This window comes from Thiobacillus denitrificans ATCC 25259 (assembly GCF_000012745.1).
In the GTDB taxonomy this organism is placed as follows: Bacteria; Pseudomonadota; Gammaproteobacteria; order Burkholderiales; family Thiobacillaceae; genus Thiobacillus; species Thiobacillus denitrificans_B.
In genome coordinates this window covers 1531205-1552302 of the sequence record NC_007404.1, presented here as the reverse complement: position 1 = coordinate 1552302, position 21098 = coordinate 1531205, and the positions used below count along the sequence as shown (strand labels likewise).

The 21098-nt window shown below is 67.6% G+C and carries 22 protein-coding genes; 4 read left to right on the top strand and 18 right to left on the bottom strand.

Annotated elements, in window-relative coordinates; all coding sequences use genetic code 11:
• Positions 1 to 40 precede the first annotated feature (40 nt).
• Positions 41 to 439, bottom strand: coding sequence for a hypothetical protein (locus TBD_RS07320; protein WP_011311979.1), 399 nt, complete (start codon positions 437 to 439; stop codon positions 41 to 43).
• Positions 440 to 651: 212 nt separating this feature from the next.
• Between TBD_RS07320 and TBD_RS07315 the strand changes: the two genes are divergently transcribed.
• Positions 652 to 1689 carry a hypothetical protein gene (locus TBD_RS07315; RefSeq protein ID WP_011311978.1) on the top strand — a complete coding sequence of 346 codons (1038 nt, stop codon included), beginning with the start codon at positions 652 to 654 and terminating at the stop codon, positions 1687 to 1689.
• Here TBD_RS07315 and TBD_RS07310 read toward each other — a convergent pair.
• Positions 1686 to 2669 (bottom strand): ribose-phosphate diphosphokinase, encoded by a 984-nt coding sequence (locus tag TBD_RS07310; protein WP_011311977.1) that lies wholly within the window; start codon positions 2667 to 2669, stop codon positions 1686 to 1688. The two genes, TBD_RS07315 and TBD_RS07310, sit on opposite strands and share 4 nt — an antisense overlap.
• A gap of 176 nt (positions 2670 to 2845) precedes the next feature.
• Between TBD_RS07310 and TBD_RS07305 the strand changes: the two genes are divergently transcribed.
• Positions 2846 to 3943, top strand: a complete 1098-nt coding sequence (locus tag TBD_RS07305; RefSeq protein ID WP_148203028.1) for a CapA family protein — start codon at positions 2846 to 2848, stop codon at positions 3941 to 3943.
• Between the two features lie 25 nt (positions 3944 to 3968).
• Here the strand turns inward: TBD_RS07305 and infA are convergent, their stop codons facing one another.
• From infA to TBD_RS07235, 15 genes are all read right to left on the bottom strand, one after another.
• Positions 3969 to 4232, bottom strand: coding sequence for a translation initiation factor IF-1 (infA, locus tag TBD_RS07300; protein WP_011311975.1), 264 nt, complete (start codon positions 4230 to 4232; stop codon positions 3969 to 3971).
• A 199-nt stretch (positions 4233 to 4431) separates the two neighbouring features.
• Positions 4432 to 5553, bottom strand: a complete 1122-nt coding sequence (locus tag TBD_RS07295; protein ID WP_011311974.1) for a mechanosensitive ion channel family protein — start codon at positions 5551 to 5553, stop codon at positions 4432 to 4434.
• 331 nt (positions 5554 to 5884) lie between these two features.
• Positions 5885 to 6211, bottom strand: coding sequence for a DUF2173 family protein (locus TBD_RS07290; RefSeq protein WP_011311973.1), 327 nt, complete (start codon positions 6209 to 6211; stop codon positions 5885 to 5887).
• Positions 6212 to 6224: 13 nt separating this feature from the next.
• A complete protein-coding gene (locus tag TBD_RS07285; protein ID WP_011311972.1) occupies positions 6225 to 6569 on the bottom strand; it encodes a DUF2173 family protein in 345 nt (114 codons plus the stop codon).
• A gap of 9 nt (positions 6570 to 6578) precedes the next feature.
• A complete protein-coding gene (locus TBD_RS07280) occupies positions 6579 to 6935 on the bottom strand; it encodes a DUF2173 family protein (RefSeq protein ID WP_011311971.1) in 357 nt (118 codons plus the stop codon).
• Between the two features lie 125 nt (positions 6936 to 7060).
• Complete coding sequence (locus TBD_RS07275) at positions 7061 to 8590, bottom strand: AAA family ATPase (protein ID WP_011311970.1); 1530 nt, start codon at positions 8588 to 8590, stop codon at positions 7061 to 7063.
• 22 nt (positions 8591 to 8612) lie between these two features.
• The gene (locus tag TBD_RS15115; protein WP_011311969.1) at positions 8613 to 8849 is read right to left on the bottom strand and encodes a hypothetical protein; all 237 of its coding nucleotides are present in this window, start codon (positions 8847 to 8849) and stop codon (positions 8613 to 8615) included.
• A gap of 103 nt (positions 8850 to 8952) precedes the next feature.
• Positions 8953 to 12558 (bottom strand): bifunctional diguanylate cyclase/phosphodiesterase, encoded by a 3606-nt coding sequence (locus tag TBD_RS07265; protein WP_238376434.1) that lies wholly within the window; start codon positions 12556 to 12558, stop codon positions 8953 to 8955.
• A 101-nt stretch (positions 12559 to 12659) separates the two neighbouring features.
• On the bottom strand, positions 12660 to 13361 hold the full coding sequence (locus tag TBD_RS07260) for an N-formylglutamate amidohydrolase (protein WP_041432504.1): 702 nt from the start codon (positions 13359 to 13361) through the stop codon (positions 12660 to 12662).
• A gap of 2 nt (positions 13362 to 13363) precedes the next feature.
• Positions 13364 to 14596, bottom strand: coding sequence for a glutamate-cysteine ligase family protein (locus TBD_RS07255; protein ID WP_011311966.1), 1233 nt, complete (start codon positions 14594 to 14596; stop codon positions 13364 to 13366).
• On the bottom strand, positions 14593 to 16065 hold the full coding sequence (locus tag TBD_RS07250) for a RimK family alpha-L-glutamate ligase (RefSeq protein WP_011311965.1): 1473 nt from the start codon (positions 16063 to 16065) through the stop codon (positions 14593 to 14595). The genes TBD_RS07255 and TBD_RS07250 overlap by 4 nt, the downstream gene beginning before the upstream one ends.
• A gap of 2 nt (positions 16066 to 16067) precedes the next feature.
• Positions 16068 to 16793: a hypothetical protein gene (locus TBD_RS07245; protein WP_011311964.1), complete on the bottom strand. Its 726-nt coding sequence runs from the start codon at positions 16791 to 16793 to the stop codon at positions 16068 to 16070.
• Positions 16794 to 16922: 129 nt separating this feature from the next.
• Entirely contained in the window at positions 16923 to 17414 is a 492-nt protein-coding gene (locus tag TBD_RS07240) for a BCAM0308 family protein (protein ID WP_011311963.1), read from the bottom strand.
• Positions 17415 to 17549: 135 nt separating this feature from the next.
• Positions 17550 to 17714, bottom strand: coding sequence for a hypothetical protein (locus TBD_RS14990; RefSeq protein WP_011311962.1), 165 nt, complete (start codon positions 17712 to 17714; stop codon positions 17550 to 17552).
• 21 nt (positions 17715 to 17735) lie between these two features.
• Positions 17736 to 18236 carry a hypothetical protein gene (locus TBD_RS07235; protein ID WP_011311961.1) on the bottom strand — a complete coding sequence of 167 codons (501 nt, stop codon included), beginning with the start codon at positions 18234 to 18236 and terminating at the stop codon, positions 17736 to 17738.
• Between the two features lie 145 nt (positions 18237 to 18381).
• On the opposite strand from TBD_RS07235, the gene TBD_RS07230 reads away from it, so the two are divergent.
• Positions 18382 to 18567, top strand: coding sequence for a hypothetical protein (locus TBD_RS07230; RefSeq protein ID WP_011311960.1), 186 nt, complete (start codon positions 18382 to 18384; stop codon positions 18565 to 18567).
• 86 nt (positions 18568 to 18653) lie between these two features.
• On the top strand, positions 18654 to 19223 hold the full coding sequence (gene hpf / locus TBD_RS07225) for a ribosome hibernation-promoting factor, HPF/YfiA family (protein WP_011311959.1): 570 nt from the start codon (positions 18654 to 18656) through the stop codon (positions 19221 to 19223).
• 78 nt (positions 19224 to 19301) lie between these two features.
• On the opposite strand, the gene polX is transcribed toward hpf, so the two are convergent.
• On the bottom strand, positions 19302 to 21026 hold the full coding sequence (gene polX / locus TBD_RS07220; protein WP_011311958.1) for a DNA polymerase/3'-5' exonuclease PolX: 1725 nt from the start codon (positions 21024 to 21026) through the stop codon (positions 19302 to 19304).
• Positions 21027 to 21098: the final 72 nt, after the last annotated feature.

Sequence of the window (21098 nt, the reverse complement as noted above, 5' to 3'; positions counted from 1 at the left end):
CAGCGCGAGCGGGGCAGTGCGGGCCGGTGCGGCGCGCCCGTCACACGGCCTCGCCGGTGAACTGCGGGCGGGCGCCCGTTTCCTCGCCCGGGCGAGCGCGACCGAACAGGTAGGCCGCGACCAGCACGACCACGGCCGTCGCCGCAGGCAGCCAGTAGACGAGGCCGCTGCGATAGCCGTCGTAGTCGAGGAAGCGTTCGCTGCCGACGACGACGAGCGAGACGCCGAGGATGACGAGCCCCGACGCCAGCAGCCAGGGCCCGCGCAGCGCCGCGACAAGTCCGCCGTAAAGCAGGAAGGGCGTCAGCACCGCGGCCAGCGGCAGGCCCTTGAGCTGGTAACCGACGTCATAAAAGGGGACGAGTGCCGCGGCCAGGGCGAGCACAGTCCCGGACGCGACGATGAGGTAGGCCGCTCGGCGATAGCTTTGGCCGCGCATGGCATTTCTCCCGCGAACTGCAATGATGGAATAGTAGACTGCCGCCGCGCGTCGGCAGTTTCGTTCTTTTCGCGAGGGCGCAGGCGATGAGGATGTTCTTCACCTACGGAATCAAGCATTCGGCGCAGGCCGTTGAACGCATGGCATTTTTTTCGCGGCGCGGGCGGCGGTTCCGGCGGGACCCGCGGCCGCCCGGGGCCGGCTACTAGATCATGCTCGTTTCCGCGCACAGGCCGCTGCCATCGTTCGCCGACAAGGTCGGCTTCCTGCGCGACGCCGCGCATTACCCGGCGCCGACGCGGCGGGTCGTCACGGTGGAAACGCATGTTTCCTGGGTCTTTCTGACCGACAGTTTCGCCTACAAGCTGAAGAAGCCGGTGCGTTGCAGCTATCTCGACTTCAGCACCCTCGAGGCACGACGCCGCGACTGCGACGAGGAGGTGCGGCTCAACCGGCGGCTCGCGGCTTCGGTCTACCTCGGCGTGCTGCCGCTGGTCTGGCACCGCGAGGGCGGGCTCGGCCTCGGCGGCGAGGGAGAGACTGTGGAGTGGCTCGTCAAGATGCGACGGCTGCCCGCTTCCCGCATGCTCGACAGCCTGATACGCGAGCGGGCGGTGAGCGAGGCGCAGATGCGGCAGCTGGCGCGCCTGCTTGCGGCCTTCTATGCCGGCATCGTCCCCGAACCGATGGGCGCAGCGCGCTATCGGGCGCGGCTGGCGCAGCAGATCGCCGAGCCGCTGCACGAACTGGGTGACGTCGACTTCGGCGTGCCCCACGCGCGTGCGGTGGGTGTGGCCGACGCGCAGGCCGAATTCGTGCGCCGCGAAGCCGCGCTGCTCGACGAACGCGTCGCGCGCGGCCGCATCGTCGAGGGCCACGGCGACCTGCGGCCCGAACACGTGTGCCTGCTTGCCGATCCCGTCGTCATCGATTGCGTCGAGTTCAAGCGCGACTTCCGGATTCTCGACCCGCTCGACGAACTCGGTTATCTCGCGCTCGAATGCGAGCGTCTCGGCATGGCGGAAATCGGCCCGTGGCTGTTGATCGGCTACGCCGAAGCGAGCGGCGATACGTGGCCGGCGCCCTTGCTGCACTTCTACCAGAGCTGCCGTGCGATGCTGCGCGCCAAGCTCGCGGTCTGGCATCTCAAGGACGATGACGGCCGCCATCCGCCCGCGAGATGGCCGGCCCTCGCGCACGACTATCTCGAACTGGCCGAGCGCCACATCGCCAGGGCGACGCTGCGCTAATCGCCGAGCAGATCGCCGAGCGAGCGTGCTTCGTGCAGCCGCCGGATCGCCTCGGCGAAGAGCGGCGCGATGTCGAGGATTTCGACGCGCTCGCCCAGTGGCGGCGGCAGGTGCGAGGTGGGGATGCTGTCGGTGACGACGAGCGCGTCGAGCGCACTGTCACCGAGGGTGCGCACGGCATCGCCGCCGAACACGCCGTGCGTCGCGACGGCGAGGACGCGTGTGGCGCCGCGGCTACGGCAGGCGGCGGCCGCGCGGGCGAGCGTGGTGCCGCTGCTGACGAGGTCGTCGACGATGAGGACGTGCTTGCCGTCGACGTCGCCGACGACGGCTTCCCCCGAGACGATGCCGCCGCTGCGGTATTTTTCGATGAACGCCATGCCTGCGGGACGCCCGATGCGGCGTGAAAGGGAGGCGCGCAGGGCCTCGGCGCGCTTGGCGCCGCCGACGTCGGGCGAGACCACCACGACGTCGTCGTTTGCGAACGCCGGGGCGAAATGCGCGACGAAGAGCGGCCGCGCTTCGAGATGTTCGACCGGGATGCGGAACGCGTTCTGGTAGGCGGCGAGATTGTGGACGTCGAGACTCACGATGCGGTCGGTTCCGAGGCTCTCGAACAGCTGCGCGACGTAGCGGCTGCCGACCGGATCACGCGGTTTGCTGCGACGGTCCTTGCGCGCGTAGGCGAGGTAGGGGACGACCGCCGTGACGCGTGCGGCCGAGGCGTCCTTGAGCGTCGCGATGAAGAACAGCAGCCGAATCAGCTTGTCGTTGGCGCTAGAACCCGGTTCGCCATGGAGCGACTGCACGACGTAGACGTCGCGGCCGCGCACGCTCTCGAGCGGGCGTGCCTTGTGTTCGCCGTCCTCGAACTCACGCTCCTCGTGCTCGGCCAGCGGCTGGCCGAGCCGGGCGGCAATGCGCTCGCCGAGGCCGCGGCTCGCGTTGAGGCTGAACAGGCAGAGTTCTTCGCGTCCCATGGCTTTTTCCGACGGGAGACTGGCGGTACTTTCATCGTATGCCAAGCTGAGAGCGGGCGCGCGAGGGGAGGGGTCGTGGACCGAAAGCGCAGGGCTCGGAGATGTCCATCGGTGGACAGAGGGGCAGGCTGGTCGGCGGGCGTTCACCGTGGCGTAGCATTCAGGGGAGGCGACGCATGATCCTTTTTCTCTGCGGCGACGTGATGACCGCGCGCGGCATCGACCAGGTGCTGCCGCATCCGGGCGACCCGGCCCTGCACGAAGGCTACGCGACGTCGGCAAAGGATTACGTGCGGCTGGCCGAGCGAGCCCACGGCCCGATTCCGCGGCCGGTCGGATTCGACTACGTCTGGGGCGACGCGCTCGCCGAATGGGCCCGCGTGGCGCCCGACCTTCGCTTCGTCAACCTCGAGACCGCTGTCACCGCAAGCGACGACTGGCAGCACGGCAAAGGCATTCATTACCGCATGCACCCCGGCAACGCGGGTTGTCTCACGGCCGCCGGCATCGACGGCTGCGCGCTTGCCAACAACCACGTCCTCGATTGGGGCGTGAGCGGCCTGGTCGACACGCTCGACGCGCTGCATGGTGCCGGGCTCGCGACCTGCGGGGCAGGGCACGACCTCGCCGAAGCGGCGGCGCCCGCGCTGCTGCCTTGCCCGGGGGGCGGCCGGTTGCTGGTGTTTTCCTGCGGCCTCTCGAGCAGCGGGGTCCCGGCCGCGTGGGCTGCCGCGGCGGACGCGCCGGGCGTGAACCTGCTGCCCGATCTCTCGGCCGCGACGCTGCGCGGAATCGCGGCGGACGTTGCGGCCGTCAAACAGCCGGGCGACATCGTCGTGGCGTCGATCCATTGGGGCGGAAACTGGGGCTACGGCATACCGGCCGCGCATCGTGCCTTTGCGCGCGGGCTCATCGAGCGTTGTAGCGTCGACGTCGTTCACGGACACTCGTCGCACCACCCGATCGGCATCGAGGTCCATCGGGAGCGGCCGATCCTCTATGGGTGCGGCGACTTTCTCAACGACTACGAGGGCATCACGAACCACGCCGCGTATCGCAGCGACCTGTGCCTGATGTACTTTCTCGAGATCGACGGGGCGAGCGGCCGTCTGCGGGGACTGGAAATGACGCCGATGCAGATCCGGCGCTTCCGGCTTGGCTTCGCTGCGGCCGACGACGCGGCGTGGTTGCGCGGGCGCCTGGATCGCGAGGGGCGGATGCTCGGCACCCGCGTGGAACCGGGACCGGACGGCCGCCTCGAACTCCGCTGGTGAGCCCGGAAGCGGGTTCCGAAGGGACTTAGTTGTAGCGGCGGGCGACCGTGGGTCTCGGCGCCTGATGGGCGTCCTTGTGGCGGAAGTTGATCCTGCCCTTGGTCAGGTCGTAGGGGGACATCTCGACCGTGACCTTGTCGCCCGCGAGAATGCGGATGCGGTGCTTGCGCATCTTGCCGGAGGCATAGGCCGTGATCTCGAAGCCATTGTCGAGCGTGACGCGGAAGCGGGTCTGCGGCAGGACCTCGTTGACGACGCCTTCCATTTCGATAACTTCTTCTTTTGCCATTGCGTGTTCCTCGTGAAGGGCGGCGCGAGACGCTGCCCGGGCAGGTGCGAAAGTTCGCGGTGCCGGTGGTGCGGCCGCGCTGACGCGCGGTGGAAAGCCAGTGAGGAGAACCGACGGATGCCCGTGCGGGCACGGAAGGGACTGACTGAAGACCGCCATTATGCCGCCTCGGGCCGTTATTCGGCAAGGCGGCCAGCGCTCAGGCCGCGTCGGCTGTGGGCGCTCGCGGCTCGGACGAGGCCGGATCGAGGGTCGATTCGATGTGCAGGCTGCGCGTGGGATAGGCGATCTCGGCGCCGTGGGCGCTGATGATCGCGCCGATTTTCAGCAGCACGTCCTGCTTGACCTCGTGGAAGTGAATCCACTCGACAGTGCGCGTGAAGGTGTAGACGAAGAAATCGAGCGACGACGCGGCGAAGGCGTTGAAGCTGACGATCAGCGTCGTCTCGCTGTCGATTTCGGGATGCGCCTGCAGCATGGCTTTCACCTCGGCGACGATCGCCGCCATCTTGTCGAAATCCTGATAGCGGATGCCGATCGTTTCCTTGATGCGCCGATTGGTCATGCGGGTCGGGTTTTCGACGACGATGTTGGTGAACAGCGCGTTCGGCACATAGATCGGATTCTTGTTGAACGCACGCACCCGCGTGTGACGCCAGCCGATGTATTCGACGGTGCCTTCGATCTCCTTGTCCGGCGAGCGGATCCATTCGCCGACGACGAAGGGGCGGTCGAGGTAGATCGTCAGCCCGCCGAAGAAGTTGGCGAGCATGTCCTTGGCAGCGAAACCGACCGCGATGCCGCCTATGCCGCCGAAGGCGAGCACGCCCGAGACGCTGAACCCGAGGGTTTGCGCGACGACGAGACCGGCAAGAACGACGATGCTGATGCGTCCGAGCTTCGACAGCGCGTCGACGGTCGTCAGATCGACCTTGCACCCCGGTTCGAGCGCGCGTGCCCGCATGCCGCGCGCCGCGTTGCCGATCAGGCGCAGCAGGAACCAGGCGAAGGCGGCGATGACGACGCTGTCGCGCGCGAGCGTGAGGCCGTCGGGGAAGCTGCGCTCCTGGTGCGCGTAGATGACGCGGGCCGCGTAATACGCGCCGATCACCCAGAGCGCCAGCGTCGCCGGCCGGCGCGCCGCCTGAATCAGGGCGTCGTCCCACACCGCGGCGGTCCGGCGCGCGGCTTTTTCGAGGTAGTGGAGAACGGTGTAGGCGACGACGTTGACCGTGACGACGGCGCCGGTCACGAGCAAGACTTGCGGCAGCCACGACGAGGCGATGAATGATTTGCCAAAGTTTTCCAGAAGATCAAACATTTACGTGCTTTCCGTCAGGTGGATTCGAGGTGGAATCGGCGCCCGAGGCAGTTCTCCGGAGGGGCCTGCGGGGCCGACAGTTTCCTATATCGGTCCGCCAACGCCAAAGGACTCGCCAGATTGGTCGAGGATCGTGGTCGGCGCCAGCGTGAGTCGAAGGTCGTTACGCCGCGGACGGAAGCCGCGGCAAGGCGCAACACGGAGTGACGGGGAAGGCAGATCGGGACGAGGCGCGCAGCCGACCGGCCGTGCGCGAAGACGCGACGGATCCGAAGGCGCGCGCAGGGCGCGTTGGATCGGTGCGAGCAGAGAGGCTCAGGCCGAGTGGGGCCTAGACCTCGGCGATGAGGTGGAGCAGGTCGTTGACAGCCGCCTCGTCGTTGCGAACGAAGCATGCAAGGTCGCCGGCGCCACAGACCGACAGCAACTCGCCGTTCATGACCCAGCCGCGCGGCGCCCATCCGTCCTTGCCGGAAAACGTCATCAGCATGTCGCTGTTGTGATGCATGAAACGGCCGTTGGCGTAACAGAGTTCGGCGGCCAGCTCGACGTCGATCTGGTCGAGGTCGCCGACCGCTTCGGCCGGTGTTCCGTCGTCGTTGAAGCGCAATGCCGCGACGACGCCGGGAAGCAGCACGAGACGCTCCAGCTCAATCATGGACGGCCTCCTCTCAGGGATTTGCTTCGATCGCTGCGTTGAAACGACGGTAGGCGAGGTCATAGTCGAATTGCGCACGATGGGCGAGCACGGCCTGGCCGTCCCTGCCCATGAGCACGTGGTCGAGCGTCATCAAGGCGAAGCCGCGTTCGGGGAGGAAGCCGCCCTGGCCGGTCAGCTGCGTCCAGCCGGTCGCCTGCATCCGGTAGATCGCCATGTTCGCGGCGCACATCTGCGCGAGGATGCGGGCGAAGTCGGGCTCGATCTCGCCCCGGGTTTCACCCAGTTCGCCCGTGCACGAGAATTCGATCGCGCCGTAGACGCCCGGTAAATCCATGAGTTCTTGCAGCACCGGCATGAGTGTCTCCTAGAGTGAGGGCTGGATGATCTGCTCGGCCGCCAGGGATTCCATGGCATCGATCAGACGCTTGAACGGCACCTCGGCGGCGCGTGCGATGCAGGCGCTGTCGCGCACGGCGAACACCGATTGTTCCGGTCCCCACATCATCCACCCGCAGCAGTTCTCCCAGCCCGGACGGTCGCTCATGCGTGCGAGCATCCGGCCCTGCATTTCCACGGTCATCGTGATCGCGGCGCAGAGCGTCGCCATTTCGGTGGCCGCCGCTTCGCTCAGGCCGGCGAATTCATCCGGGTAGCCCTTTCGGGAAAACAGCGTGGCGGCGCTCACGCCGGGAAACTTCATCAATTCCGTCGTTCTCGACATGGGTTCCTCGCAAAGCGGATGTCTGTTCGAATGGTAGACGGTCCGCGCGAATCGCCAATGTGAGGCCGGCCCCGGCGCCGGCGATTTTCGAATCGTGGAGAAGCGGGTGCCCGGTCCGCGGCGGCTCAGGACGCCGCGTCCACGGCCAGCGCCTGCTCGTCGGCGGCGAGCGGTTCGGCGCTTTCGAGTTGGCGGGCCAGCACGCCGAGGTCGGCTTCGGATGCGTCGGTGAGCGCGCGTGCACGCGCTTCGACGCGCTCGCGCAGGACGGCAGGCGGGAGCTTGAAGTCGAGGATGCGGAACGCGACGCCGCGAGACTCGGCCACGGTGCGCAAAAGGTCGCGCTGCCAGCGCGCGCCGAAGGTAGCGTCGACGACCACGGGCCAGCCGCCATCGAGCAGGTCGGCGGCGAGCGTGGCGAGCCGCGCATAGGTCGCGCGCGTCGCGTCTTCGGCGTAAAGCGCCTCGCCGACGCCGGCCCCGCTGCGGGCGAGCGCCGGCAGGCCGGCAAGCCGCTTGCGCTCGACGTCGGAGCGCAGACGGATCGCGCCCGGTGCCTGCATCAGGCGGTCGGTGACGGTCGTCTTGCCGGCGCCCGAGGGGCCGTGGGTGATGTCGAGTCGCGGCGCAGGCGATTCGACGAGCGTCTGCGCCAGATCGAGCAGGGTTCGCACCTGCCGCCGGGGGTGTGCTGCCGCGTCGTCGTGTTGCGCGCCGTCGACGGCGGCGACCTTGGCACGCACGAGTGCGCGATAGACCGCATAGAAGCGCAGCAGCGCGAGGCCGGCGTAGTCGCCGGTCTCCTCGAGCCAGCGGTTGACGAAGCGCCACCCCCATTCGGCATGGCCGCGCTGCAGCAGGTCCATGTAGCAGAACGCGATCTCGGACTGGATGTCGATCCAGCGCAGTTCCGCGTCGAACTCGAGACAATCGAAGGCCAGCAGGCCGTCGTCGACCCAGGCGAGGTTGCCGAGATGGAGGTCGCCGTGGCATTCGCGCACGAAGCCCTCGCGTTTGCGCGCGGCGAGCAGTGGCACGAGACGCCGATGCTCGGCTTCGCTCCAATCCTGCAGCCGGTCGAGCAGCGCCCGTTCGTCCGCGTCGGTGAGCCGCGGCGCGAGCTGGGCAAAGTTCTGCGCCATCGGCGCCCAGACCCCCTCAGGCTCGCCCCATGCGCTGTCGGCACCGGCGCGCGCAGCGTCTTCGAGATGAAAGCGCGCAAGCGTCGTCGCGATCGCGTCGACGTGCCCGGCGGTCAGCCGGCCCGCGGCGTCGAGCCGGTCGAGCGTCGCGTCGGCGTCGAACTGCCGCATCTTCACCGCGAACTCGAAGGCTTCGCCGCTGCCGTTGATGCGCGGATCGGCGGGCGTGCCGCTGATCGCGACGACGTCGAGGTAGATGTCCGGCGTGAGCCGGCGATTGAGGCGCACTTCGTCACAGCACGCATGCAGGCGCGCCGAGACCGTGCTGAAGTCGAGGAAACCGAGGTCGAGCGGTTTCTTGATTTTGTAGGCGTAGTCGCCGGTGAGCAAAACCCACGAGATGTGGGTTTCGATCACGCGGACCGGCGCGATGGGATGGTCGTAGCAGGCCGGATCGTGGAGGGCGCGAATCAGCGCCGTGCCCGGCGCCGGCGTATCGAGTGCGGCGGTCATCGCGCCCTGCCGCAGCGCGCGCTCACAGCTGGCGCGCGTAGTCCTCGAGGCGCCGCTTGGCCGCGTCGAAGGCGTCGCGGACGGCGACGTAGACGTCCTCGTTGGCCTGCTTGTCGCCGGGTTCGGCGTTGAGGATCGCGATACGGTGCTGCTCCCCCGAATTTTCGAGTTCCTCGCGCACTTCCTGGCGCAGCGCCTGCCGGTTGGCGCGAAGCTGGTCGGTGAGCTGGTCGAGCTGCGGCTTGGTGAGGGCGGTCATCGATCCTCCTTGAGGCGTGGCGGGCACTCCTGAACTGAGGATAGCAACTGGGGGTCCGGATGGCGACCGCGCCTGTCGCCGCTTCGTGTCGGCATGCCGCCCCTCACGCGGCCTGCTGCTCGCGTATGTAGGCAAGCGCGCGCTCTGCCGGCAGCGGCGCGCTGAACAGATAGCCCTGCATGAAGTCGCAGCGATGCGAGGCGAGCAGCCTGCGCTGGGTCTCGGTCTCGATACCTTCGGCGACGACCTCGAGACCGAGACTGTGCGCGAGCGCGATCGTCGCCGCACAGATCGCGACGTCGCTGGGGTTGAACTCGATCTCGCACACGAAGGACTGATCGAGTTTCAGCGTGTCTATCGGCAGCAGCTTGAGGTAACTCAACGACGAGTAGCCTGTGCCGAAGTCGTCGATTGACAGATGAATGCCGAGGTCGCGCAGCGCCTGGAGTTGCGCGATGCTTGCCGTCGTGTCGCGCATGGCGACCGACTCGGTGATTTCGAGACAGAGGTCGGCGCCCTCGAGTCCGTGGTTGCCGAGTGTGCGCGCGACCATGGGAATCAGGGCGGGCGAGTGCAACTGATGCGCCGAAAGATTGACCGCGACGGTCAGGTCGGTGATACCCGCGTCGCGCCAGAGCCTGAGTTGGCGACAGGCCTCGTTGAGCACCCACTCACCAAGCGGCAGAATCAGTCCTGTCTCCTCGGCGATCGGAATGAATTCTGCCGGCGACACCAAGCCCTCGCGCGGGTGCTGCCAGCGAACCAGCGCTTCGACCTTCACGACCCGGCCGCTCGTGCTGTTGATCTGCGGCTGGTAATGCAATTCGAACTGGCCTGCTTCGACGGCCACCCGAAGATCGTGGTCGAACTGCAGGCGTTTGAGCACCGACTGATTCATCTCGGGCGTAAAGAACTGCACGTTGTCGCGACCTTGCGATTTGGCGTGATACATCGCGGTATCGGCGTTCTTCATCAAAGCGTCAGCGTCGTCGCCGTCGTGCGGATAGAGCGAGATCCCGATGCTCGCGGTGGTGTGCAGCGCGTGCCCGCCGATCCGGTAGCGCGGAACCAGCGCGCCCAGCAGCTTGTCGGCCACGCGCGCCGCGCCTGCTGCGTCGCCCACTTCGGTCAGCACGACGACGAACTCGTCGCCGCCGAGGCGTGCGACGATGTCGCTGTCGCGTACGTTGTCGCGCAGACGACGGGCGACCTCGACGAGCAACTGGTCGCCGAGCGCGTGACCGAGGCTATCGTTGATCGACTTGAAGCGGTCGAGGTCGAGGAAGACGACCGCCAGGGTGCGCTGTTCGCGACGCGCCAGCGCGAGGGTCTGGTCGAGTTGCGTCTGAAGGCTGAAGCGGTTGCTGAGCCCGGTGAGCGGGTCGTGATAGGCGAGATGTTTGATCTGTGCCTCTGCGAGCTTGCGCTCGGTGATGTCGGTGAAACTCGCGACGTAATGGGTGAGGACGCCGTCCGCATCGCGCACGACCGATACCGCCATCCACTTCGGATAGAGCGTCCCGTCCTTGCGGCGGTCGATGATTTCGCCCTGCCAATAGCCAGTTTGCTCGAGCGACGCCCAGGTGCTGCGATAGCTCTCTTCGGACGCTTGCCCCCCGGCAAGAATGGTCGGTTCCTCGCCGCGGATGTCGTCGAGCGCATAGCCCGTCAGGTTGGTGAACGCAGGGTTCACCGCGATGATGTGGCGCGCCTGGTCGGCGATCAGGATCGCTTCGCCGCTGTGCTCGAAAATGCTCGCGTAGAGCCGCAGCGCGTCTTCCTGCTTCTTGCGGGCCGTGATGTCCTGCACGGTACCGCAGGAAGCGATCGGATCGCCGTTCTTGCCGTAGCGTGTCTCGCCGCGCCCATGCAGCCATTTGACCCGGCCGTCCGGCAGAAGAAGCCGGTGGACGAGGTCATAGGGCGTGTGGTTGGTGACCGAATGCATGTAGGCCTTGTTCACGTGCTCCCGGTCTTCCGGATGGAGTGCATCGAGGAAGGCCTCGTACGACTGGCCGAACGCCGCCTCGTCGGTTTCGAAAATGCGAAACATCTCGTCCGACCAGATCAATTTACCCGTGACGAGATCGAGCGCCCAGCTGCCGACCTGGGCGATACGCTGCGCCTCTTTGAGCCGGCTCTCGCTTTCCTTGAGCGCGGCTTCGGCCCGCATTTTATCGGTGACGTCGTTGCCCACGGCGACGACGAATTCGACTTTGCCCTGCGCGTCGTGCAACACGGAATTGGACCATTCGATCAGACGGCGACCTCCGTCGCGCGCGACCCAGTGATTGGTGAGCGTGCTCCGGGACTGCTCCGGATCGTTGAAGAGGACCGCAAACGCCTCGTCCTGCACGATCCGTCGTTCCTCGGGCGGGATGAAATCCCATACCTGGCGGCCTTCGACCTCGGAAAACGAATACTGCGTCAAAGCCTCGCACGCACGGTTGAAGCGGCGGATGCGGCCCTCGCGGTCGAGGACCACGACCAGCGCCCCCGCGTGCTCGAGGATCGCGCCCTGCAGCGCGGAAAGTTCGCGCAATTCGCGCGAGCGTTTTTCCACCTCGGCTTCGAGGTTGTCATAGGACGCCGCCAGCGTGTCGGCCATGCGATTGAATGCAGCGGCCAGACGTCCGAGTTCGTCGCCTCCGTCCTGCGGCACGCGCTGACGCAGATCGCCGGCGGCGATCTGGTCCGCGACGCGCGTCATCGCGCGAATCGGGCGGGCGAAGCGGCGGCCGAGCAAAAAGGCGGTTGCAGCCGAGAGCAGTAGAAACAGCGCGAGCGCCACGTAGGTCAGCTGGCGCAAATGGTGCGCGGGCGCGAGCGCCTCGTCGGCGTCGATTTTCACGACCATGCCCCAGTCCAGGGCCGGAAGATGACGCCACGCCGCGACCGTCTCGATCCCGGCGTAGTCGCGCACGACCCCGTCGCCATTCCTGCCGGCGAGCGCCGCGATCATCGGGGCAGCCCCCTGCTTGAGCGGCACGCGATAGCGGTAGGCGGCGTCACGCACGTGGCGCAGCGGGCCGGTGTAATACGCCTCGTCCCCGTCGCGTTGCGCCAGAACCGTTTCGCCAGTGCGTCCGAGGCCGATGCGGTCGACCGTGACCGTCATGAGGCGCTGCACGTCGAGCTGCAAGGCGAGCGCGCCGTGGACCTCGCCGTCGATGCGCAGGGGCGTCACGTAAAACGCCGTCGGGCGGTTGTCGGATGGCGCGTAGGGCGCAAAGCGCGTGAGCAGCGGCTTGCCGCTCCGCATCGCGCGCGCGTATCCCGCTGCGAGTTCGGTGTCGCGGTAGGGGCCGTGGCGCAAATTCGAGAGCAGGTCGGGCTCGCGCTTGAGCGTGAACAGCACGTTGCCTTCGGCGTCGACCAGCAGCAGGTCGTAGAAACCCGACGCGGCTCCGCCATCTTCGAGCGCCCGCCGCAGTTGAAGCGTGGCGTCGAGATAGGCCGGCGCAGCGGGGCCGCCCGCGCGAAACGCGCGCGTGAGTTCGAGCAACCCGTTGCGGACCGCGGGGCGCAGGGCGAGCTGGGCGACGTCCTCCGAGCGCTCGCGCAGGTAGCTGTCGATCTGCGCGGCTTTCTTGTCGGCGACGCTCGCCATGTTCGCGAGCACGGTTTGCGTCAGCGAGGCCTCGAACGAGGCGAGATAGAACGCCGCGAGGCCGGCAAGCGGCAGCACGGCGACGAGGAGGTAGCTCAACAGCAGTCGAGTCGAGATCGGAAGATTCGTCACCGGGCGCGGGCTGGGTTGTTGACGTTTCTGATTGTAGGCGGCGGACGGCTCCGAACGCGAGCGCCGCTTCAGAGCGCGTCGCCGAGGGTCTCGATCAGGGTTTCGCGCAGCGCGCGCCACGCGCGGCCACGCGCGAAAACGTATTTCTGGTTGACTTCGAGTTCGACGCCCACGTACTGCGCGGGTCCGAACCGCTTGCGCAGGTAAGCGGTCAGGCCGTCGGAGCTGCCGGTATAGGGGTAGTTGCGGCGCACCTTCCAAGCTGGCGCGCGGGCCTCGATGGCGCGCTGCCAGCCGCGGCACAGTGCGACCTCGCCGGGACGCCACGGGTCGTAGAGCAGGCCGACATCGGCATGGCGCACCTCGCCGTCGAGCACCGGCGTGAAGCTATGCGACGCGATGTGGACGAGACGCTCGCCGTTTTCGATCACGCGCGCCACGTAGGCTTCGATACGCGCGCGATAAGGCAAGTAATAGCGTGCGAAGACTTCGCGCCGCGCGGCGGCGGGTAGCCCGCGGGTCATCGGCGAATACAGGCGGGGATGGCCGGGCGAGCGGTTGAGGTCGACGAGCAGGCGACTGACCGTCGACTGGATAAGTGGCGCGCCGAAAGCTGCGGCCATCTCACGTGCGAGGGCAAGCGCGCCGGGATCGTGGCCGCGATGGCTGCGCAGCAGCGCGTCGTGGCCGGCAAACAGGCTGCGGTAGGGCGGTGGAATGCGCCTGCCGCCATGTTCGCAACTGATCAGGAGCGCGGGTCTCCCGGGCATCGTCACGGCGTGAACATCCGCCCGGCATCGAGGCAATCGCAGAGCGCTTCGTAGACCGCATGCTGGCGCTGCCGCGTCGCATCGGCCCCGAGGGCGCGCAAGATCCGGCGCGCGAGCGGTCCCTGCTGCTGCATGCATTGCAGCGGCTCGCGCCAGGGCGCGGCGCGACCGACGCCGGTGGTTTCGATCAGGTGCTGCCAGACCTCGGCCGCCGCGACGGGGTGGGCAGGTAGTCCGAGCAGCCGCAGATAGGGCCCGTCGTCGATCAGTGCCGCGTCGCCGTACCGCACGCAGGCGTGCATCAGCCGCGTGAGGACGGGGGTCGCGATCGCCTGTTGTTCGGACAGCGACGACCAGGTCGCGTCGTAGAGCGCGCGCACCGCCGCCGCGGTCGCCGCGGCGATCGCGAGGTCGGCCGCGGGGCATTCCTGCATGTCGACCACGCGGATTTCGATCGCGTCGCGTTCAAAGCGCGGAATTGCGCCGCGCGCGTTGAGCCATTCGTGCTGCAGCACACCGTCCGGGTCGAGCGGCGCGATCGCGCGGTACATCGGCGCGAGCACCTGTTCGACATAGTCGGCGCGGCCGGTGGCCGTGTCGGGCACGAGTTCGCCGATCACGGCGGGAACCCGCGCGACGGCGCCGGCGTAGGCGGCCATGCGCGCGTCGAGGTGGGCGGCCGGACGGCCATCGGCCAGGGGCGAGCTCGCGGCGATCGCGGGCAGGATCGGAAGGACGAGCCGGATCGCGGCGTGCAGGCGGGCGAATTGCGTGTCGTCGGCGAAGGGCAGGTTGAGCTGCATGCTCTGCAGGTTGGCCTGGCCGTGGCTGTGGCAGTCGAAGATGCGGTCGTAGGCGCGGTAGATGCCGGCCGGATCGTCCGCCCAGAGGCGGGTTTCGCGCCGCGGGTCCATCCACGGATGCATACCGGTCGGCATGAGGCGCGCGCCGAGCGGCTGCAGAAATTGCCCGATCGCGGCGACCTCGGCCTGAAAGCCGGCGGCGAGCGGCGCGAGCGCCGGGGCGGGCGCCTGATTCTTGATCTCGACCAGATGCAGGACGATTTCGTTGCACCAGCCGAAACCGCCGCGCACGACCGCGCTGGCCGCGCGGCCGGCGGCGCTCGCGAGCAGACGGTCGGCGATCGGCAGCACGGCGAGCGTGTCGCGCGCGACGACCATGTATTCGAGCTCGACGCCGTAACCCGCAAAGGCGTCGAGCGCAGGCGGATTCATTGGGGATGACCCAGCTTGCGGGCCTCGAGGCGACGCACGAAGGAGCCCATGATTTCGCGGTAGAGCGCGTCCTTCAGCACGCCGTCTTCGTTGCCGGCGTCGATGTTGGGGTTGTCGTTGACCTCGATGACGTAGCAGCGATTGCCGACGACCTTGACGTCGACGCCGTAGAGCCCGTCCCCGATGAGGTCGGCCGTCTGCAGCGCGATCTTGATCACTTCCTCCGGCACCTCGGCGACCGCGACCGCCTTGACGCGGCCTTCCTGGTAGCCCTTGCGGCCGGGCTCGCGCTTGACGATCTGCCAGTGGCCGGGCGCCATGAAGTATTTGCAGACGTAGAGCGGGCGGTGGTCGAGGACGCCGATCCGCCAGTCGAAGGCCGTCGGCAGCCATTCCTGGGCGACGACGAGTTCGGACTTGCGCAGCATTGTCCTCACCTTGGCGAGCAGCTCGGGCTCGGTGTCGACCCGGTCGACGCCGAGCGATCCGGAACTGTCGGGCTGCTTGAGCACGCACGGCAGCCCGAGAGTCGCGACGATCGCGCCGATGTTGCCCTGGTGCACGACCAGCGTTCGCGGCGCGGGAATGTGGTGGCGGACGTGCAGTTCGGCGAGATAGACCTTGTTGTTGCATTTGAGGATCGAGTCGGGGTCGTCGATCACGACCAGGCCCTCGGCGGCGGCCCGACGCGAAAAGCTGTAGGTGTAATGGTTGGGATAGGTCGTGTCGCGGATGAAGAGGGCGTCGAAGCGGGGCAGGCGCTCGAGGTCGTTGCGTGTGATCAAGGCGACCTGGAGGCCTAGCTCTTCGGCAGCCTTCTCGAAGCGGCGCATCGCCCGCGCGTTGGACGGCGGCTCGGGATTGGCCGGGTCGTGCAGGATCGCGAGATTGAAGCGCGGCGCCGCGCGCTTGCGCGTGATGCGGCGATGGCCGGTGAAATGGGCCGTCGCCGCCTCGACGACGAACTCGCGGTGCGGGACCGGGATTTCGCTCGCCGCGATGGCCTGCACCTCCGCGAGCCGCCAGTCGCCGTTGCGGCGCTCGAAATATGCACGCAGCAGCGGTGCCTGCAGGCGGGCGAACAGCTGCTGGCTCAAGGCGTCGTAACGGCTCGCGACGTTGCGGCCGAAATAGATGCTGAGCTCGAAGCTCTGCGACTTGATCGGGGCCAGCGCGGTCTGCACCAGCGCGTCGAGGTCGCCGACCAGGAGCGGCAACAGCTTCGGCGAGGCGAGGTCCTCGATCGTGCCGACCCGGGGCAGCGGGCGGTGCCCGCGCGCTTCGGCGAGCAGCGAGACGTAGTAGCCCGTGCTCTGGTAGCGGTAGGAGCGGCAGAGGTTGAAGACCTTGACCGAGCGGTCGTCGCCGTAGGTCGGGTCGGTCAGATAGGCCTCGGCCGCGACGACCCCGATGCCGGGGATGTCGAGGGGCCAGTCGGGCGGGTCGTCGACGACGATGAGGACGCGCACGTTCAGGCCCGCGGCAACGCGCGCGGCGGATAGATGAACAGCAGGTTGGCATCGTGGGTGACGATGCCGAGCAGCACCGCGCCGATGACGCGGTCGATGCTGACCCAATACTCGTGCGACGGCGTGTAGGGGTGGCGCGAGTAAGGGTCGGCGACGAGCAGGGTATGGCGCTCGCGGTCGTAGCCGGCGATCACGACGAAATGGCCGGACGGCAGGCCGCGCAGATCGTCAGGCTGGTCGTCGGGGCCGTGTTCGCGCATCGCACGGTAGAGGTAGGTCGAACTGAGCCCGGTGATGATCGGCAGATTGCGCCGCAGGAGGCCCTTGATCAGCGGTCGCGACAGGTCGGTCAGGCGCAGCTTGCCGCCCAGTCTGAGGAATTCGAGGTAGCCCTCGGTGACGTGCTGGAGCCGCGTGTCGTGCTTGAGCTCGCGCTGGCGCGCAAGCCGCTCGGCGATGTCGACGCCGGGTTTGAACCAGCTCGGGTCGAAGACCGTGAGGTTGTAGGTGTAGATCGTCGCTTCATAGCCGTGGCGCAGCGCGTCGCAGGCCAGAAAAATCGCGAAGGTGCCGCCGTGTTCGAGGCGGTGCGTGCGGTCGATCACCGCCGAAAGCGGGACGTCGTCGCCCCAGTAACGGTAGACGGCATGCAGGCAGGTCGGCCCGCAGGTCGTCTCGTCCGGCTGCGGCAGGATCTTGATCGGCAGGCGGAAGGTGATCGGGTGCATCGGACGGATCCTTGCCTCGTGTTGAATGGACGCGGCGCTCGCAAGCGCGCCGTGCGGGGTGCCGCGCTGCGGCAGGCCCGGGGCGGCATCGCGCGCATGGGCCGCCAAAGGAAGAGAGAGTCGGGTGCCCTAACGTTCCCACACGACGCGCAGCAGGTTTTCGTTTTCGTTGTAATGGAATTCGAGTTCGCCCTGGTAGGCGTGGTGAAGCGCCTCGCCGATGCCGCGGGCGAGATGGATCTCGGTCGTCGTCACGAGGATGCCGTCGGCGTCGTCCTCGATCTTCATGATGCGCTTCAACGGGTGCTCGGCCTTGGCGCGCTCTTCTTCGTTGCGGATCAGGTTCATCAGTTCGTCGCGGTTCTGCTGGAAGAAGGGCCCGCCGATAGAAACGAAACCGGCCGGGAGTTCCTCGGCGATGCGCCGGCACGCGGGGCACAATTCCTCGTGCGCATTCGCCGGCTTGGCGATCCACTGCCAGCGGCCCTCGTGGAATACCGCGCTGCATTGCGGGCACACGGTCGGCTCGGGCGGCTTGCGGGTCGCGCGGTAGGGATCGATTCGGGCTTCCTCGATCAGACGGTCATGGCGGACAGGGGTGAAACCGTTGAAGGTTTTCATCGGGGGGCTCCTTTCAGGTCGAAGAACCGGCTGGGCAGGCGGCCGCGCACGCCGCAGGGCATGAATCTGCCCCTGACGCAGGCGGCGCAAGGGTGTGCTTTCATACTAGGACGATGAATCCACGGCTGCCGTGCCTCAGCTGCGGCGCTCGAGCACGACGCCGGCGAGTTCGAGCAGCACGCCGAGCGCGAGCACCACGACGCCGCCGGCCCAGGCCTCGGGGGCGAGGTAGAGCAGCGCCCCGCCGGCGACGATCAGCGCCACCGCGAGCGCGCGGCGGGTCCGCGTGTTTCTCAGCACGGAAGTCCCCCCGCGCCGTGCTCATTCATAGCGCAGGCACTCCTCGGCGGAAGTGTTCTCGCCGAACTGCTCGATCAGCGCGTCGATTTCGGCAAGCAGCGTGTCGTCCTCATCGTCGTCGAGCACGCCTTCGCCGATGAGCCGCGCGCCGAGACCGTCGAGCAGGGCGGCGCGCACCTGGCTCAGCGTCGGCGGATTCTCGTTGTTTTCGTCGTCGAGCATGGCCTCGATCACGCGCGACAAGGCCTCGCTCGCCGACGCCTGGGCGAAATCGAGGGCGAGCGCATTCTGGTCGAATTCCTCGATCAGCGCGTCGAGCTCGTCGAGCAGCGATTCGCTGACGTCGAAGCGATGCAGCCGTTCGGCCTCGCGGAAGTCCCGCGGCAGCAGGTCGGCCAGGAAGCGCCGCACCGCGATCAGGGTCACCGGCTGTTCGGTGTCGGGGTCGTTGATCCGGCTAAGCAGAAGGGCGGTCAGCCTGGGGCTGACGCGGCTCGAGACATCGATGGAATTGGGAATCATGGCTGTTCCAGAAACGGTGAGCAGGATGGAAACGCGCTACGCGTTTTTTTTATAGCAGCCGTCCCCGTCGCTGCCCGCCGGGGCAGAGCGAAAAATCTGTGCCAGACTGGAAGCACGCGTTCGAGACGAAAGGCGGGCAGACGACATGCAATCGAGGGAGTGCTTGCACAACGGGCAGTTCGGCTACTGCTGGCTCGAGAAGGAGCAATGGATGTTTCAGGCCGTCGTGATCGCGGAGCATCCGGTCCGTGAGCAGCCGGTCGGGGAGCCGACCGCCGTCGCGCTCGAGGATCTCGTCTTCCACCACGACGAGGACGAGGAACTCCATTGAGCCGAACCCCTCCGGCCTGAGCACCGCCCGGCCGGGACGAGGGGCCATCGCGCGCCATCTCCGAATCTCAAAGCAAGGACGAGACGATGAAGACACCGCTGCAGATCACATTCCGCGACATCGAGCCCTCCGAAGCGCTCGAGGCGCACATCCGCGAGAAGGCCGACAAGCTCGAGACGTTTTTCCAGCCGATCATGTCCTGCCGCGTGGTGCTCGAAGTGCCGCACCAGCACAAGCATCAGGGCAAGGTATTCAAGTTGCGGATCGATATCGGCGTGCCGGGAAGCGAGATCGTCGTCAACCGCGATGCGCACGAAGACGTCTATGTCGCGCTGCGTGACGCGTTCGACGCCGCGCGGCGCCAGCTCGACGACTATTCGCGGCGGTTGCGCCGTGAGACCAAGACCCACGACCGGGAGTTCATCGGCGAGGTCGTCCGTCTCTATCCCGACGAGGGCTACGGTTTTGTGCGCCGCCCGGACGGCGAGGAGCGGTATTTCAGTGCCGCCAACCTCGTGAATGTCAGGCTCGAGCAGCTCGGCGAGGGCGACGCGGTCAAGTTCATCGAGGACATGTCGGCAGCCGAAGGCCCGCAGGCCAAGCGCGTGAGCGTCGGTCACCACCAGCTGCCGCCCGGCGGGCCCGAGGCGGAGTGACACGCGCGCTGCCGGGGCTGCGAGCCGGCTGACGCCGCTCTGCGTCAGTGGCGGCCGAAAAGCCGCGCAGGCGCCGGCTTACATCGTGCGCTTCAGCAGCGGTCTCAGCGCCGCGAGCGGTCGGGTGTTGAGGACGTCGTCCTTCTCGAGCCAGCCGCGGCGCGCCTGCCCTATCCCGTAACTGAGGTTCGCGAAGTCGAAGCGGCTGTGCGCGTCCGAGTTGACGCTCACGAGCACGCCTTCCTCCTTCGCCATGTGGCAGTGGGTGTCGAGCAGGTCGAGGCGTTCGGGATGGGCGTTGAGTTCGAGAAAGCAGCCGCGGCTTTTCGCCTCGCGGATGATGCGCAGCATGTCGACGTCGTAGGGCTCGCGGTGCTCGAGCCGGCGCCCGGTGGGATGCGCGAGCAGCGTGAAGTGCGGGTGTTCCATCGCGCGCAGGATGCGGCGCGTCTGCCGTGCGCGCGAGAGGTCGAATCGGCTGTGCACCGCGCCGACGACCAGGTCGAGGCGGCCGAGCACGTCGTCGGGGAGGTCGAGATCGCCGTTTTCGAGGATGTCGACCTCGATGCCCTTCAGCAAGGTGAAGCTGTCGAGTTCGGCGTTGAGCCGGTCGATCGCGTCGCATTGCCGCGCGAGTCGGAGCGGGTCGAGTCCGCGTGCCACCGCGAGACGGCGTGAGTGTTCGGTGATCGCGAGATACTCGAGGCCGATCGCCTGGGCTGCGCGCGCCATCTCGCGCAGGCTGTCGTGGCCGTCGGTCGCCGTGGTGTGCGCGTGGAGGTCGCCGCGCAGGTCGGCGCGCTCGACCAGCCGCGGCAGATGGCCGGCGCGCGCGGCCTCGATTTCGCCGCGGTCCTCGCGCAGTTCGGGCGGAATCCAGGGCAGGTCGACGCTGCGGTAGACCGAGCTCTCGTCCTCGCCGGCGATGCGCTCGCTGTCGCGGAACACGCCGTACTCGTTGATCTTGAGGCCGCGCCTTTGCGCGATCCGCCGGAGCGCGATGTTGTGGGCCTTGGATCCGGTGAAATAGTGCAGCGCCGCGCCGAACGCCTGCTCGGCGACGACGCGCAGATCGACCTGCAGGCCGCTCTTGAGGACGACGCTTGCGCGGGTGCTGCCTGCCCCGAGGACGGTCGCGACCTCGTCGTAGCCGGTCAGCCGCGCGATCACGGGGCTGTCGGCGGCAGCCGTCGCGACGATGTCGAGGTCGCCGACGGTCTCGCGCATGCGCCGGAAGCTGCCGGCGACCGCGACCTTTGTTACCCCGGGCTGGGTCTGCAGGAATGCGCTGAGCGCGTCGGCATACTGGGCGGCGACGGCGAGCTTGAAGCGCTGCGTCTTGCTCGCGTGTGCCTCGATCGCCTCGATGATGTGAAGCTCGGTTTTTTCGCCGAAACCGGGCAACGCGCGGATGCGGCCGTCGCGCGCCGCGCGGTAGAGCTGCTCGACGGTCTGTACCTGCAGATCGTGATAGAGCGCGCGGACCCGGCGCGGACCGAGACCGGGAATGCGCAGCAACTCGGTGACGGCCGGCGGCAGGTCGCGCCGCAGGCGTTCGAGCAGATCGCAGCGGCCCGTGTCGACGATTTCGCTGATCTTGCTCGCCAGGTCGTCGCCGATGCCGGGGATGTGCCGCAAGTCCTCGCCTTTGGCGAGCATGCCGCGCGCGTCCTGCGCGAGCTCGCCGAGCGTCAACGCCGCGTTGCGGTAGGCGCGGATGCGAAACGGGTTGGCGCCCTGGATTTCAAGGCGGTCGGCGATTTCGGAAAAGACCGCGGCGATATCGGCGTTGTGCGTGGGCATAGGCGGCGTCAGGGGGCGCCCTATGGGTATAGAACACGGCGCTGCGCGGGGTGCGGGGACCGCGCGGGTGAA